The following is a 14,127-nucleotide window of genomic DNA, read 5'->3' as shown; positions in this document are numbered from 1 at the left end:
TCTTTGCTGGTGGAGACCCTGCCAAAGTCTTTAAAACTTGAAATAAAAATGGTCGGAATTTCTTCCGACCATGACTACTCTTAACGGAGTCTTTTTTTATGAAATAATTAAAATGTAGCCATCCAAAAATTAATATCTTTGTCACACTAAAAAATAAAAAATATGTTTGGTATAGGAGGAGGCGAATTAGTTTTTATCATGTTTATTGTACTTATGCTTTTTGGATCGGATAAAATCCCCGAAATTGCTCGCACTATGGGCAAAGCAATGGCGCAGCTAAAACATGCAACCAACGACATCAAAAGCGAAATTCAAAAAGGCGTTGACGATACTGGTTTTGACCAAAAAACACTATCGGATTTGACGGGAAGTATTAGCTCACAAATCAACAAAGCCAAAGACAACCTTCTAGGCGAAACCGAAACCACTTTTTCAGGCATTTCACAAACCGTGACAGCTGCATTAAACACCGATTCCGAAAAAATTGTGGCAGCTGCAAACACGCCCGTAGAGCAAATAAAAACCGAGCTTGAAGACATTACTGGCCCTATAAAACGCCAAATGTAATGCTAGAAAAACTTCAATCGCTAGATACCCAAGCCTTCATTTACCTCAACGGATTAGGCTCCCCAACCTATGACGGACTTTGGCTTATTATAACCAAACAAGTCTATTGGCTGCCCTTGTTCTTGCTTTTGGCCTATTTTATTTTCAAAAAATTAGGCACCAAACAAACCCTTTATTTACTGTTGTTTGTAGCGATTTTATTAACCTTAACCGATCAAATTACCAATCTTTTTAAATTCAGTTTTCAGCGGTTACGCCCTTGCAACAACCCCGAAATCAATACTTTTATTCGTGTAGTACAAGTGCGCACCTCGTATAGTTTTTTCTCGGGACATGCCGCAAATACGATGGCGGTAGCAACTTTTTTATATCTGAATTTCAAACGAGAATTCCGTTATTTGGGATTTCTATTTGTATGGCCGCTCGTATTTGCGTACAGCCGGATTTATCTGGGATTGCATTACCCAATCGACATTATTTGTGGGTATTTGTGCGGTGGAATTACTGGCTTTTTTATGTTTAAAATGTATAAAATCGCCCAAAAAAAATATTTTTCAGTATAAAAACTTGTTTTTTAAGGCGCTAATTCTGCTGTCTTTTTTCGTACCATTTTTTTAGGTTTTGTAAAATGCTAAAACAAAAAAGTACCGTTCGCCGTTAAACTTTTGGAACACTTTTTACCATTAGTAATAAGTAAAAAATTCAAAAATATAAGAGCAAAATGCCTTATTCGATTTTATCAAATTTTGCACGATAAACGGTAGTGTCCTTGTTGGAAAAATAAACCTTTCTATTGTCTTTGTCTTTCAATTCAAAATTACCGTTGATTGTAAATTTTACAGTTGTGAATTTGTAACCTGTTTTATCCGTTAACGTTGCTTTGTAAACACTGTCTTTATCGAGTTGCATATCGTAATCATAATCCCAACTCAATGGTTTGTCATTGCCACGAATGCCTACTTTTTTGACATTCTTTATGCCTTTCACATCCAAATAAAAAACTACCGTTTTGGTATATGATTTTTGCACACAACTTGCATTCATTAGTACCAAAAAAACTATTATAAATATACTTTGCTTTTTCATTTTACTGTTTTTTTGAAATTAAATAATCCACCCCAAATCGTCCTGACCCTACAATCAAGCTAAACAATGCCACCCAAAGAAAACCCATTGCTGGCAAGCAGTTCCACAACCCATTTTGAATTTGTTGCATAAAAATTGCAACAAGCATCGTGCTCATAATCAAAAAAGAAGCAATCCTAGTTTGAAAACCTAGCAATAAGAAAATACCTCCTACAGCTTCGCTAAAAGCACCCATCCAAGCAAAAAAAACAGAAAATGTAGCAAATATGCCCCCATACCCGGCAACATCATTAGGAAACCAAAAAGCGACTTCAAACAATCCTAAATTATTGTCGGGTGGTGACCATGGTAAACCAAATTTGGCAGCACCAAAATTCGCTGTTAATAAATACCCACAAACTATTCTGGGTAGTGCAAACAATACATCTTGCCACCAAAACGGCATTACAATTGGCTGAATTAATCGTAAAATTGTTTTCATAATTAATCGATTGAATAGGTTACTATTAAATCTTCGTTGCTGAAATTTTTAAAGAAAATGTGAGCATTTTTTGGCACATTAAAATCTAATTTCCCTTGGGCAAGCAGTGAGGGTGAAATCCATTTTTCTTGCCCATTTTTTACAATATAGACTTCGCAGGAATTGATTTTGCTTGGATTAGACAAGTGGATTCTAAAGGAGCTGTGCGCCACTCCTTTCCAAAAACTAATCTCGCTTTTGTCCTTAATTGTTAGCATCCCTACTTTTGGAATTGCACTTTGTTGCGTCCCATTTTGAAAAGAAAAAATGAAGAAGCTAAGTACCAAAATGGCGGCGTATTGTATTGTTTTTTGCATTTGGATTGTATTTTAATTGTTTGTTAAACTGATTTTTGATTATTTGATTATGATTGAAACCCAATCTAAAGGCTGACTGCCTGACCGCAATTGCTAATATTTCCGTTTCCAGATTGCTTTCCTGATATAGTTTGTGATACATTTACACGAACGTTTCCGTTTCCTCTACAAATTACAGTTGCTTTTTTGGCTAATAAATGTACTGCATTCAAATTGCCATTTCCTTTGTCTATAACTTCCAAATTATCAACAATTCCTGACAAAGTCGTACTGCCATTTACAGGATTTTGTACTTTAAAATTTTTGCTGTTAATATTGGTAACTGTCAAGCCAGAATTGCCATTATTGCTCACCGCTAAAAGAAAAGGCATAGTAATTACCACTTTTATTTTAGTATCTTCTATATACAACTTATTGTTGGTATTGCCTTTTAAGGAAATAGTCAAATTGTTGTATTTTGAGTTTTCAACAACTGCTAATAAGTCAAGTAAATTATCATCAATTGTGATGGAAATACTAAATGGTTTTCCCACTTCTATTTGCAGTTTCCCGTCTAAATCATCAAAATTAACTGTATTAAAATTGTTGTAATCGTAGGTTTTGGTTATGGTTATTCCGGAACCTCGAAGTTGTGCTGATGCAACTATAGATGCCAATAGCATTGTAATTGCGATGATAATTTTTGTCATGTTTTTTTGAGCTTTAATTGTTTTTATATCCCATACTCAATCCCAAATCCCCTGTTACTTTTAAGTCAACTGATGCGTATTCATTCGATTTATTCTCAATAACAAGCACTGTATTGTTCGCTACTTTTGTAGATACCACTTCGCCTATAGCAATGGTTTGATAGGAATAGGATCCGCCATTTATTGGAGCTAAATGAATTTCTATTGGATGATTGGAAACATTTTTTAAGGTAACATGAAACTTGCCATGTTCATTATTTCCTAATAAAAATTGCTCATTGGGTTTAATAGAAGTATTCGAATTTAAGGAACTGAATACATTACAAGAAGTAAGAAGTAAGGCTACTGCGATTGATAATACAATTGTTTTCATAATTTTTTAAAGTTTAAAAATGGATACTGATTGCGCTGGTCGTTAACAACATAGCAAAGATGCGACAGCGGTAACTGGCAAACGTTTCAAATCATAATTTGAGCCTAATTAAATAGGCCTCAAATCATAAACTTTAAAAAAAGACTGGAATTACTGGGTTTGTGAGCCGCTTTATCAAAAGGGTCTCAAATTGTGTTTAAAAACTCTTTGGGCGAATAACTGGTATTTTTCTTGAAGGCGCGATTAAAAGTAGCTTTCGAATTGAACCCACAATCATAAGCAATGCCCAATAAAGTAGCTTTTTTATGTTCGCCATTGGCAAATTTTAGCTTTACGGCTTCAATCCGATAGGTATTGATGAAGTCGTTAAAATTCATTGCAAAGCCTTGGTTGATAGTTTTAGAAATGATAGCAGTATTAGTTCGCATCTTTATAGCGACATCGGTCAATGATAATTCGGGGTTTTCGTATAGTTTTTCGGTTTGAATGAGGGTTTCGAGTTGTTGTTTCCAAAGTTCAATATCAGCAAGTCTGGCACTTCCAACCGCTTCATACGCTATTTCGATTGCATTTTCGACTTCTTCTAAATCTTGGAATGAATCCAAAAGCAACATCGGTTTTGAATCCAAAACAGACACTTTAAAGCCAATTTTTGTGTTCACCGCATTAGCATATCCGGTTATCGCAATGTAATAAAGTACTAACGAAAAAGCGAGATAAAACCACCAACTGCCTTGATAGGATTGAATTGCGGGGACTATTTTTGCAATAATATCAAATATTGAGGGGAGCAACAGCATGATTAAAAAACAAATTAAATAGTTTTTTATCCATCGGAATAAAATGGCATCGGCATTACTAGCGACTTGAACAATCAGTTTTTTGTATAAATTGTAATACCGTATGGATAATATAAAATAAATTACCATCGAAATTTGTCCCGCCGTTTGGTACCAAGGGTCAAAATCCTTGTCCATACCGTTCTCGTAAAAATAGTATTTCTTGAGAATTTGCTTATCATAAATCCAAATAATCAAATTATAAAAAAGGTACAAAAGACCCGGAATAAGGTGTAGCGCTTGATTTTTTGTAAATTTAAAAGATTGATTTAAAAGGCTTTTCGTGTAAAAAAAAATAATAGGCCCAATAAAAAATAAATGTTGAAATGGCGTATAAAACATAAAATCTCGATACGGTTGATTGTCATACCATCCCGCAAAACCAAGCATCCAAGGTGCCACATACAAACTGCATAGGAACACAAAAAAACTCAACCAATAATTGGATTTATTTTGAGTTTCAAGACCCTTTTTTAGCAACAAAAAACTATAAATAATTCCTTGCGTGAACGTGATTAGCAAAAGGGAACTGTAAAAATTAAAATTGTAAAGCATCTTCTTTTGAATATTATTTAAACGGATTGCGTTCTTGCCAAATCGTTTCGGGTTCTAAATACCCAAATAATTGTGCTATATTTTTGTTAATTATAGGATTACTATGCTCCATTAAACCATACATTTTTTGGGGTTTTGCCCCTACTGAACTTTTTATCTCCAGTGCCGTTCTGGCAAAAATAATCTCGGAATATCCTTTGTTAATCGAATAACCAATCATGTCATAAAGCATGTTTAAATAGAGCATTTTGTCTCTTTGAATGCTTTCATCATAACCCAAAAAATAAGTATCCATGGTATTTCCGTTTTTGATCAACGTATTAAAACCTATTAACTTATCGTCAATAAAATAGCCGTAAAAAAGAAAGGTATCCTGAAGCACTTCTTTAAAAATTCTGAAATGATTTTTGTTTAAAAAAAAAGTGTTGAAAGGCGCATTCTGGGCAACATGATAATACAAATTGTAAATAGTATCTTCATGGGCAATAACATCAGACAAGCTCATTTTTCGTTTGACAATTCCAGTTGCCTTTTTGCGGGCACGCTTGTATTGATCTCGGTATTTTTTGGACAAAGCATCAATATAATCTTGCTCGGATTGCCACTGTTCTGGAATGTCAAAATGCATGTTGGGTTGGGTCGAAAATTGAAATATTGATGCAAAATCAGGAGTTGCAAATTTTTGAATATCGGCCTCCAAAAAATCTTTATACGTAGTAATGTGAATTTTGATTCCCTTTGATTTAAAATCAGCTATCAACTTTTTGCAAGCCATTTTCAAGGCTTTCAAAGCAGCATCGGTATTGGTTGATTCCAACACTGAAAACGCATTTTGCCCCGTCAACATATTGTTCCCAATAACCAGAACATTAGAAGACAGTTTTTTGAATAAAAAATTCCTAACAGCAGATTTAATACATTTATCGCGCTCTCCAAAAGAGGCCAAGGCATTCAAATCTAAAAATTGGGATAGGGCAACACCTACTAATTGGTCGTTTTCAAAAATGCCTATGTAATGGCAAACCATATTTGCGGGCGCCGATTGCTCCAAAACAAACAAATAATCTCGCGACAAAAAAACATTGTGTGCTGCTACATCATTCCATTTGTCAGGAAGTTGGGCAGTTTGGGTATAAATTCTAAAAGAAAAAAGAGGTTTCAATCTGTTAGCTGATTTGTATTTGACACCAAATTTAACCAATAAAGTTAAAGTATTAGCGGGATGTGATTATTTATCTAACTTTATAAAAAAAAGTATGAAAACGTATGATAATGAATCGGCCGAAGTTTTTTTAGAGCAACTCGACCAATGGCGGTTTAGCAATAACGGCATTGAGAAAAAATTTCAATTCAAAAATTTTTCGCAAGCATTGGGATTCCTCGTTCAAGTGGGGATTCAAGCCGAAATCGCCAATCACCACCCTGAATTATTCAATGTTTACAACAAAGTTACCCTCCGGCTGACTACCCATGACGCACAAGGAGTTACCCAAAAAGATTTTGATTTGGCTCAAAAAATAGATGACTTATACTAATACTGTTGTATAAGTACTATTCCATAAAAAAACGGCAATCAAAATAATTTTTGAATGCCGTTTTTATAAGTTATGGTTGTTTGCTCTCGTTTATGGGTATGGATTGCAAATCACGCACTACACTAAACGAGGGGTTTAGTATATATCCGAGCAATCAAGTTTATAGCACTTCTAGCTCCAACCACAAATGATAGCACCCATGATGGTAAAACATACTATCCAAAAACCGCCTGTTACCATTGTATATTTAAAACTGCGTCTTTCATACAAAGCATTCGTGCCTATAACGGGTAAAATCATAAGCAATCCTGTCATGAAACCGTGTAATGCGCCATGTTTAAAGGTTCTAAACGCCGTGCCATAATCGTCCAAAAAAGCATTGTAGGAAGGGAGTGCTTTTGTAGCATCGCCACCTACCATTCCTAATGCACCCGTTTGATGAATGACCAAAAAACGCAATATAAATGCCATAAAAAAGGCATATATAATCGAACAAAGCAGCATCTTTACCCTATTTACTCCTTTCATTTTATCCTCTGTTAAGCCGGATTCTCTCATCCAAATACCACCAAAAACTTTGGGATGGTACCATACAAATCCCACTACTACTGTTGACACTGCTGCTACTAGAATAGCTAAAAAATTGATTTCCATAGGTTTGATTTTAAAATTGTGTTTCAAATATACTGTTTTTTTTGAAAAAGTATGTTTTCATTTTTTTGTAAGTTATTTATCTTTTAAAAATAATAAAAAGTGTATTTCATCGATTAAATTTGCGTATCATCCGATATTTTAATTATTTTGTACTCTGCTATAATAGCATTTCAACGCTTATGAAAGTAATTACTACTTCGTTTTTGGTTTTTTTCTGTTCTCTTTTTACATTTGCTTCTGTTTCTAGTTCAGAGCGTGACGCTTTGGTTCAATTGTACAACGCTACCAACGGAAATCAATGGACAACAAAATGGGATCTTTCGGCTCCTATAAGTTCTTGGTATGGTATTACGTTACAGGACGATAAGGTAATTGCGATACATTTATCAGAAAATAATTTAGACGGATTTTTGCCAAATGAAATTCAGAATCTCGTGTACCTCCAAGAATTAGATTTGCATAAAAACCAACTCAACGGTGTTATTCCTACCACGATTGGTCGGTTGCAGTCCTTACAAAAAATCGACATTTCGTTCAATCAATTGTCAGGCGCAATTCCTAACTCCATTTGTTGCCTTACCAGCCTTAAAGCAATTGAACTTTATAGCAATGCCATTAGCGGTGAATTACCAGCTGCATTGGGTAATTTAACACAGTTAGAAACTTTGGCTTTGTACAACAATGACATTCAGGGCGGATTACCAAATTCGATTTATAAAATTAGAACCTTAAAAAATTTACTCTTAAGTAGCAATAAACTGAATGGCAATTTGAGTAGTGAAATTATAAATTTCAAATCGCTAGAAAACTTAAGTTTGTTTGATAATGCGATGCAGGGTCAAGTTCCTGCCGAAATCGAGCAATTAGTAAATCTAAAAGAAATGAATATTTCATACAACAACTTTAGCGGTACGGTTTCTAGAAATTTAGCCGCTTTAGACACGTTGAATATGACGATGATCAACAACCAAGGAAGTGTTGTTTTATTGGATATTTTTTCCGAAAAAAGCAAAACAGTCGTATCCGAAGATTAGATTTTCTATTTTAAACATTCCAAAATTACCTGCTATTTAGTTGAATCAAAAGCGCTTACTGCTTGTGGATTCTTCTAAATTTTTTTGTTAAAAAGAAGAACTAAATATAAGTAGATCGTATGCGTCCAATATTACTGGTCAAACTTACTTTCAATTTATTATAATCATTAATGGTCACTTTGATTTCCTCCAAATCCATCTCCGGGTTGTTCTTAAAATTGTTCATCAAATCCAAAATCAATTTGTTAATCAAGAACTCGCGAATAGACAAAATCGTTTCGGTGGTGTGCTGACTAATGGTTTCTGATTTTTGTTTTACAAATATATTTTGACCTTCCCAATTGTGCAAAGCAATGCGTTCGTCTTCCATCAAAACATCGGTAACTTCTTGAGCAAATTCAGGCTGCAAGTGCATTAAATATTGATCCATGGAGAAGTTGTCATTTTGAAGATAATACGTAATCAAGTTATTGAACAAATCCCGAAATAAAGGATTTGCCAACTCCACTTCATCTTCTTGCAAACTCAAATAAATGCGTTGGTAGACTTTGTATTCTTTTTTTTCGACCACTTGCACAATTTCTCCCTGCTCATTCGTTTTTAACAAAACATCTTCAAAAACTTCGGTTTTGGTACCATACAACAATAGTATTTCGATAATTTTTCGTTCTAATTGATAGAGAATATCAATTTTTTCGGTAGTTGCTGGATTTTCATTTTTTACAATTTCGAATGCTTTTTGCTCTTGTTTTTGCTTTTTACCAACTTCCGAAATGTCTTTTTGAACCAGTTGCGCTAATGTGCTCACCAGAACCTGCTCTGAAATATCCATAATGCGAGAGCATTCCTGAATGTAAATTTCACGCTGAATTCGGTCTGGAATTTTAGAAATACTAGTGACCATATCCCGAATCAAATCGGCTTTTTTGATAGGATCATTCTTGGCATCATTCATCAATAGTGATGCTTTGAACTGGATAAAATCCTTGGCATTTTCTTCTAAATAGCACACTAAATCCTCGTAGGATGTTTTTTTGGCAAAGCTATCCGGGTCTTCGCCATCAGGAAATGAACATACTTTTACATTCATTCCTTCCTCAAGGATCAAATCGATTCCGCGAATGGAGGCTCGTAAACCCGCAGCATCCCCGTCAAAAAGCACAGTAATATTTTTGGTCAATCTATTAATCAACCGTATTTGATCTGGTGTCAAAGCCGTTCCAGAGGAAGCAACCACATTCTCAATTCCCGCTTGATTAAACTGGATCACATCTGTGTAGCCTTCGACCAAGTAACAATTGTTTAATTTGGCAATGGCTTGCTTGGCTTGAAAAATACCGTACAAGACTTTGCTTTTATGATACAATTCGCTTTCGGGCGAGTTGAGGTATTTAGCAGCTTTTTTATCATTGGTCAAAATGCGTCCTCCAAAACCAAGTACGCGTCCTGACATGCTTTGTATAGGAAACATTACCCTGCCTTTAAAGCGGTCAAATGGGCGATCTTCTCTAGGAATTGTGAGGCCCGTGCTTTCTAAAAATTCTAATTTATACCCTTTTCCTAATGCTTCTTTGGTAAACGCATCCCAAGTTTCGGGCGAATATCCCAAGGCAAATTTCTTGATGGTTTCATTAGTAAATCCTCTTTCTTTAAAATAGGAATACCCAATGGCTTTGCCTTCTTCGGTGTTTAAAAGTGTGGTGTGAAAATAGGTTTTGGCAAATTCTGATACTAGATACATGCTTTCTCTAGCATCTGTATTGGCTTTTTCGGCATCGGTTTGCTCTGTCTCCTCAATCTCGATGGTATATTTTTTGGCCAAATACCGTATGGCTTCGGGATAGGTAAAATGCGAATGCTCCATCAAGAAAGCTACAGCATTACCGCCTTTTCCGGAGCTAAAATCTTTCCAAATCCCTTTGGCTGGCGACACCATAAACGAAGGAGAACGCTCATCCGAAAACGGACTTAATCCCTTGAAGTTACTTCCTGCTCGTTTTAATTGTACAAAATCGCCAATAACTTCCTCTACTCGAGCGGTTTCGTAAACGGTATCTATGGTGGCTTTTGAAATCAAACTATTATTATTTTTGGAAGTTCAAAGTTACAACGTTTAGTTTGACTAAGTACCGTTGGTGGCAATAAAATTAACTGTAATAAAAAAACAAAATCTGCTGTTTACCACTAAAAAATATGGCATACTAATCTAAAAAACGTCCTTTTTGTAGCTTGAATTCTAATCCATTTTTTTTTAATTTTTGGACAAACTTTTATTTATCATTAAATAAGCGTTATTTTGTAATTATATCTCCCCAATATACATTTTTCAATTTACTGCTGTATAAACAATTACTTGAAAAAAAAGATGCCTTCAACACCGAATACAAAAAAAACAGTACCCATATTTAATACCATCGCTCTTGAGCAAGAATTCCATAGTACGCTATCATTTGTAGCCGCACTATGTGAAGTTTCCTTTGCCTTTATAGCATTACTTAATAAAAATGGGGCCACTATCAAAACAAAAATAGGTTTTGAGGACGAGTCCATTCCGCCAAGTTTAGTAGCACTTCACGAGACTGTTATCAAGCAAAATAAAATTAAAATTGTTCCAAGTTTTAATACCGAGGGTTTTAATCCATCAGAAAATATTTCTTTTTTTGCTGGGCTACCAATGTCCTGTACTGACAATCAAGTCATTGGAACGCTGTGTATTATGGATGCTAAACCTAAAGCACTTTCGCCACTAGAATTACACGCTTTGCATCATGCCGTACAGCAAATTCAATCTCTATTGAAAGTACACCTTGAGAACCAGAAATTAAGAAAGCGCATCAAAAAACAAGAAAAAAAGTATCAATTATTTATTGTTAATCCAAAGGAAATTGCCTTTGGACTCGATTTAGACGGGATAATTAGTGATGCTTCAAGCAATTGGTTTGATCATTTGGGGTACGAGATTCATGATGTTGTAGGCAAAAGCACGACTTCCTTTTTGCATCCTGAAGATGTAGAAAATTGCATTCAATCTTTAAATGAAGTAATTAGAACTGGAAAAAATCAAGGCGAGTTTACCTATAGAATTTTGCACAAAAAAGGACACTATATTTGGCATGCTACACGATTTAAATTAGCTCAAAAAGAGGGTCACCCCATTTTTATAGGAAACGCTAGAGACATTACGGCTTATATGGAGATTCAACAAAAGCTAGTACAACAGAAAGAATTTTATGAAAAAATATTAGATAGGTTGCCTACAGATGTTGCCGTTTTTGACCACCACCACCGATACACGTATTTGAATCCGGCAGCCATTAAAAATGAGGAACTGCGAAAATTCATTATTGGTAAAACGGATTTTGAATATGCAATACATACGGGTAGAAACGATGCTTTTGCAAAAGGAAGGAATGCCAAGTTTTTGCAAGCATTAGAATCTAGAAATACCCTTGAATGGGAAGACACCATTGAAGGGCTAGATGGCAAAAAAAAATACCACACTCGAAAATTCACCCCCGTTTTTGGCGAAGATGACACGCTAGAAATGATGGTAGGTTTTGGAGTAGACATCACTGAAAGTAAGGAAATTCAGGAAGAAATCCTTAAAAATCGCCAACTCACCAAAAGTATTATCCAGAATGTTGCGGTTGGAATTTTAGTGCAAGAACCACAATCCGAAATAGTAGCATACAATAAAGCGGCCTGCGAAATGCTAGGTCTTACCGAAGATCAATTACTTGGCAAGAACTCTTATGATGCCGATTGGAAATTAATTCATCTAGACGGCACAACTTTCAAACCCGAAGAATTTCCAGTTCCGCTAGCGATACAAAAATTGAAACCCATAAATAATAGTGTAATGGGGGTTCAAAGCGCAAAGAACCAAGATTTGGTTTGGTTATTAGTTGATGCCATACCCGTTTTTGGGGATAGCCATGAATTGCTCTATGTAATATGCTCTTTTAATGATATTACCGCACAAAAAAATGCCGAAGACGCCTTGAAAATCAGCAATGAACGATTTACGTATTCCAGCAAAGCCACCTCGGATGCCATTTGGGACTGGAATATGATTACGGATAAAATAGTGGTTGGTGCCAGTTATTCTATCCTTTTTGGGCATCAATTTGAAAACAACATCATAACGGGACAAGAATGTGAAGATTTTATACATCCAGATGACAAAGTAGCCTACCTAAAAAGTATGGATGAGTTCATCAACGGAACAGACGATAAATGGTCTATGGAATACCTTTATTTAAAATCCGATGGCACTTATGCGTGCGTAAATGACAAGGCTATTATTATTCGAGATGAAGCAGGAAAAGCTACCCGAATGATTGGAGCCATGCAGGATGCCACGTTAGAGAAAAAATTGAAGGATGAATTGCAGCAAAGTGAAGCGCAGTTCAAGGGCGCATTTGAAAATTCGGCAGTGGGAATGGCACTTATAAATACCGAAGGATTCTATATTGAAGTCAATGACAGACTTTGTGAAATGATTGGCTACTCCAATCAAGAAATGAAATTTTTGAAATTACAAGAAATAACTCACACCGAAGACTTGGCCATTGATTTAGAATATAAAGAGCAGTTAGATTCTGGAAAAATAACCAATTTCAGTTCAGAAAAAAGATTCATCCATAAAAATAATTCTATCGTTTGGGCGCACATGTCCGTTTCCTTATCCATCAACAATACCAATGAAATCAAGTATTATATTGTTCAAATAATAGACATTACAGAAAGAAAAAAAATCGAAGCGGAAAACAAATTATTAACCGATGAAAACAACAGGAATAAAACGATTCAATTAAATGAAGCACAGAATTTGTATCGCCTTTTGGCTGATAATACAATTGACCTTGTTTGTTTGCATAATTTAGACAGCTCCTTTCTATATGTTTCGCCATCCATAGAAAAACTATTGGGATATACTCCGGATGAGCTACTTGGTAAATTTCCTCAAGAATATGTTCACCCAGAAGATATTGTAATGCTACAAAATAGCGTACATGGTTTTATAAATGAAGCAGCTGATATTGCTGTCCAAATTAGATTTAGAAACAACTCTGGCGATTATTTGTGGTTAGAAACGAAAGCCATTTTAGTCAAAGAAAATGGTATTCCAATACGTTTTCAATCGAGCACTCGGGATATAACACAAAGAAAAGAAGCCGAAAAAATTGTAGAAAACACCTTAATTCGAGAGCGAGAATTAAATGAATTGCGCATCAATTTAGTCTCCACAATTTCTCATGAGTTTCGAACACCCATGACTACCATTAGAACCAGTGCCGAATTGATGGCCATGTACATCGAGAATCAAGAATTAGTAAATGGGGATCGTTTACTAAAAAGAGTTGCAATTATTACCGAAGAAATTGACCGAATTGTTGAGTTAATGAATGCCGTATTAACTATTTCTAAAGATGACTCTGGAAAAACAACTTTCAAACCCATCCTTTTTGATTTGAAAGAATATTGTCTAGAACTCATTGACAATAACTTTATAAATAGTGCAAACATTCCTACGATAACTACAAATTTTACAGGCGATTTTTATACCATTCTTGCAGATAAAAATCTAATAAAAAATGCCGTTTTGAATATTTTAAATAATGCTTTTAAATATTCTAAAAATTCCAAAAATGTACTTCTTTTCCTTACTTCTACTCAAAATACTGTAGTTTTAGAAATCATTGATTTTGGGATAGGCATTCCTGAACAAGACCAAGTTAAATTATTCAACACTTTTTATAGAGCAAGTAATACCGATGGGTTTCAAGGGACTGGTTTGGGATTATACATTGCAAAAACATTTGTCGAAAAAAATTCAGGGACAATAACATTAGAAAGCGAATTGGGAAAAGGCACTAAAGTAACCCTGAAATTTCCTTTGCCAAAACAAGCAAAACGATAATTAAAATATTCATTATGAGCATAAAGTAACACTCA

General features: G+C 35.0%; 14 protein-coding genes. 5 read left to right on the top strand and 9 right to left on the bottom strand.

What is annotated here, in order from left to right; all coding sequences use genetic code 11:
* The first annotated feature begins 162 nt into the window (after positions 1-162).
* Complete coding sequence (locus tag FNW21_RS05510) at positions 163-567, top strand: Sec-independent protein translocase subunit TatA/TatB (RefSeq protein WP_144255738.1); 405 nt, start codon at positions 163-165, stop codon at positions 565-567.
* On the top strand, positions 567-1,130 hold the full coding sequence (locus tag FNW21_RS05505) for a phosphatase PAP2 family protein (protein ID WP_144255737.1): 564 nt from the start codon (positions 567-569) through the stop codon (positions 1,128-1,130). The genes FNW21_RS05510 and FNW21_RS05505 overlap by 1 nt, the downstream gene beginning before the upstream one ends.
* 163 nt (positions 1,131-1,293) lie before the next feature.
* Here the strand turns inward: FNW21_RS05505 and FNW21_RS05500 are convergent, their stop codons facing one another.
* From FNW21_RS05500 to FNW21_RS05470, 7 genes are all read right to left on the bottom strand, one after another.
* The gene (locus FNW21_RS05500; protein ID WP_144255736.1) at positions 1,294-1,653 is read right to left on the bottom strand and encodes a hypothetical protein; all 360 of its coding nucleotides are present in this window, start codon (positions 1,651-1,653) and stop codon (positions 1,294-1,296) included.
* 1 nt (position 1,654) lies between these two features.
* A complete protein-coding gene (locus tag FNW21_RS05495; RefSeq protein ID WP_144255735.1) occupies positions 1,655-2,134 on the bottom strand; it encodes a DoxX family protein in 480 nt (159 codons plus the stop codon).
* Between the two features lie 2 nt (positions 2,135-2,136).
* Positions 2,137-2,490, bottom strand: a complete 354-nt coding sequence (locus tag FNW21_RS05490; protein ID WP_144255734.1) for a hypothetical protein — start codon at positions 2,488-2,490, stop codon at positions 2,137-2,139.
* Positions 2,491-2,555: 65 nt separating this feature from the next.
* Entirely contained in the window at positions 2,556-3,179 is a 624-nt protein-coding gene (locus FNW21_RS05485) for a GIN domain-containing protein (protein WP_144255733.1), read from the bottom strand.
* A gap of 13 nt (positions 3,180-3,192) precedes the next feature.
* The gene (locus FNW21_RS05480) at positions 3,193-3,552 is read right to left on the bottom strand and encodes a hypothetical protein (protein ID WP_144255732.1); all 360 of its coding nucleotides are present in this window, start codon (positions 3,550-3,552) and stop codon (positions 3,193-3,195) included.
* Between the two features lie 185 nt (positions 3,553-3,737).
* A complete protein-coding gene (locus FNW21_RS05475) occupies positions 3,738-4,946 on the bottom strand; it encodes a helix-turn-helix domain-containing protein (RefSeq protein ID WP_144255731.1) in 1,209 nt (402 codons plus the stop codon).
* A gap of 13 nt (positions 4,947-4,959) precedes the next feature.
* Positions 4,960-6,108 (bottom strand): GNAT family N-acetyltransferase, encoded by a 1,149-nt coding sequence (locus FNW21_RS05470; RefSeq protein ID WP_144255730.1) that lies wholly within the window; start codon positions 6,106-6,108, stop codon positions 4,960-4,962.
* Between the two features lie 94 nt (positions 6,109-6,202).
* Here FNW21_RS05470 and FNW21_RS05465 point away from each other — a divergent pair, with 94 nt between their 5' ends.
* Entirely contained in the window at positions 6,203-6,481 is a 279-nt protein-coding gene (locus FNW21_RS05465) for a 4a-hydroxytetrahydrobiopterin dehydratase (protein WP_144255729.1), read from the top strand.
* A gap of 171 nt (positions 6,482-6,652) precedes the next feature.
* On the opposite strand, the gene FNW21_RS05460 is transcribed toward FNW21_RS05465, so the two are convergent.
* Positions 6,653-7,135 (bottom strand): DUF1761 domain-containing protein, encoded by a 483-nt coding sequence (locus tag FNW21_RS05460; protein ID WP_144255728.1) that lies wholly within the window; start codon positions 7,133-7,135, stop codon positions 6,653-6,655.
* A 179-nt stretch (positions 7,136-7,314) separates the two neighbouring features.
* Here FNW21_RS05460 and FNW21_RS05455 point away from each other — a divergent pair, with 179 nt between their 5' ends.
* Positions 7,315-8,169 carry a leucine-rich repeat domain-containing protein gene (locus FNW21_RS05455; protein ID WP_144255727.1) on the top strand — a complete coding sequence of 285 codons (855 nt, stop codon included), beginning with the start codon at positions 7,315-7,317 and terminating at the stop codon, positions 8,167-8,169.
* A 100-nt stretch (positions 8,170-8,269) separates the two neighbouring features.
* Here the strand turns inward: FNW21_RS05455 and dnaG are convergent, their stop codons facing one another.
* Complete coding sequence (gene dnaG / locus FNW21_RS05450) at positions 8,270-10,246, bottom strand: DNA primase (RefSeq protein ID WP_144255726.1); 1,977 nt, start codon at positions 10,244-10,246, stop codon at positions 8,270-8,272.
* A 288-nt stretch (positions 10,247-10,534) separates the two neighbouring features.
* Here dnaG and FNW21_RS05445 point away from each other — a divergent pair, with 288 nt between their 5' ends.
* Positions 10,535-14,092, top strand: coding sequence for a PAS domain S-box protein (locus FNW21_RS05445; RefSeq protein WP_144255725.1), 3,558 nt, complete (start codon positions 10,535-10,537; stop codon positions 14,090-14,092).
* Positions 14,093-14,127: the final 35 nt, after the last annotated feature.

The sequence above is a fragment of the Flavobacterium restrictum genome, assembly GCF_007097245.1.
In the GTDB taxonomy this organism is placed as follows: Bacteria; Bacteroidota; Bacteroidia; order Flavobacteriales; family Flavobacteriaceae; genus Flavobacterium; species Flavobacterium restrictum.
Note: the sequence above shows the minus strand (reverse complement) of the source record. Positions and strands in the feature narration are given on the sequence as shown.

Bases quoted from the DNA above. Each gene is read 5' to 3' on its own strand.
- FNW21_RS05510 (WP_144255738.1), top strand. From the start codon at position 163: ATGTTTGGTATAGGAGGAGGCGAATTAGTTTTTATCATGTTTATTGTA.
- FNW21_RS05505 (WP_144255737.1), top strand. From the start codon at position 567: ATGCTAGAAAAACTTCAATCGCTAGATACCCAAGCCTTCATTTACCTC.
- FNW21_RS05500 (WP_144255736.1), bottom strand. From the start codon at position 1,653: ATGAAAAAGCAAAGTATATTTATAATAGTTTTTTTGGTACTAATGAAT.
- FNW21_RS05495 (WP_144255735.1), bottom strand. From the start codon at position 2,134: ATGAAAACAATTTTACGATTAATTCAGCCAATTGTAATGCCGTTTTGG.
- FNW21_RS05490 (WP_144255734.1), bottom strand. From the start codon at position 2,490: ATGCAAAAAACAATACAATACGCCGCCATTTTGGTACTTAGCTTCTTC.
- FNW21_RS05485 (WP_144255733.1), bottom strand. From the start codon at position 3,179: ATGACAAAAATTATCATCGCAATTACAATGCTATTGGCATCTATAGTT.
- FNW21_RS05480 (WP_144255732.1), bottom strand. From the start codon at position 3,552: ATGAAAACAATTGTATTATCAATCGCAGTAGCCTTACTTCTTACTTCT.
- FNW21_RS05475 (WP_144255731.1), bottom strand. From the start codon at position 4,946: ATGCTTTACAATTTTAATTTTTACAGTTCCCTTTTGCTAATCACGTTC.
- FNW21_RS05465 (WP_144255729.1), top strand. From the start codon at position 6,203: ATGAAAACGTATGATAATGAATCGGCCGAAGTTTTTTTAGAGCAACTC.
- FNW21_RS05460 (WP_144255728.1), bottom strand. From the start codon at position 7,135: ATGGAAATCAATTTTTTAGCTATTCTAGTAGCAGCAGTGTCAACAGTA.
- FNW21_RS05455 (WP_144255727.1), top strand. From the start codon at position 7,315: ATGAAAGTAATTACTACTTCGTTTTTGGTTTTTTTCTGTTCTCTTTTT.
- FNW21_RS05445 (WP_144255725.1), top strand. From the start codon at position 10,535: ATGCCTTCAACACCGAATACAAAAAAAACAGTACCCATATTTAATACC.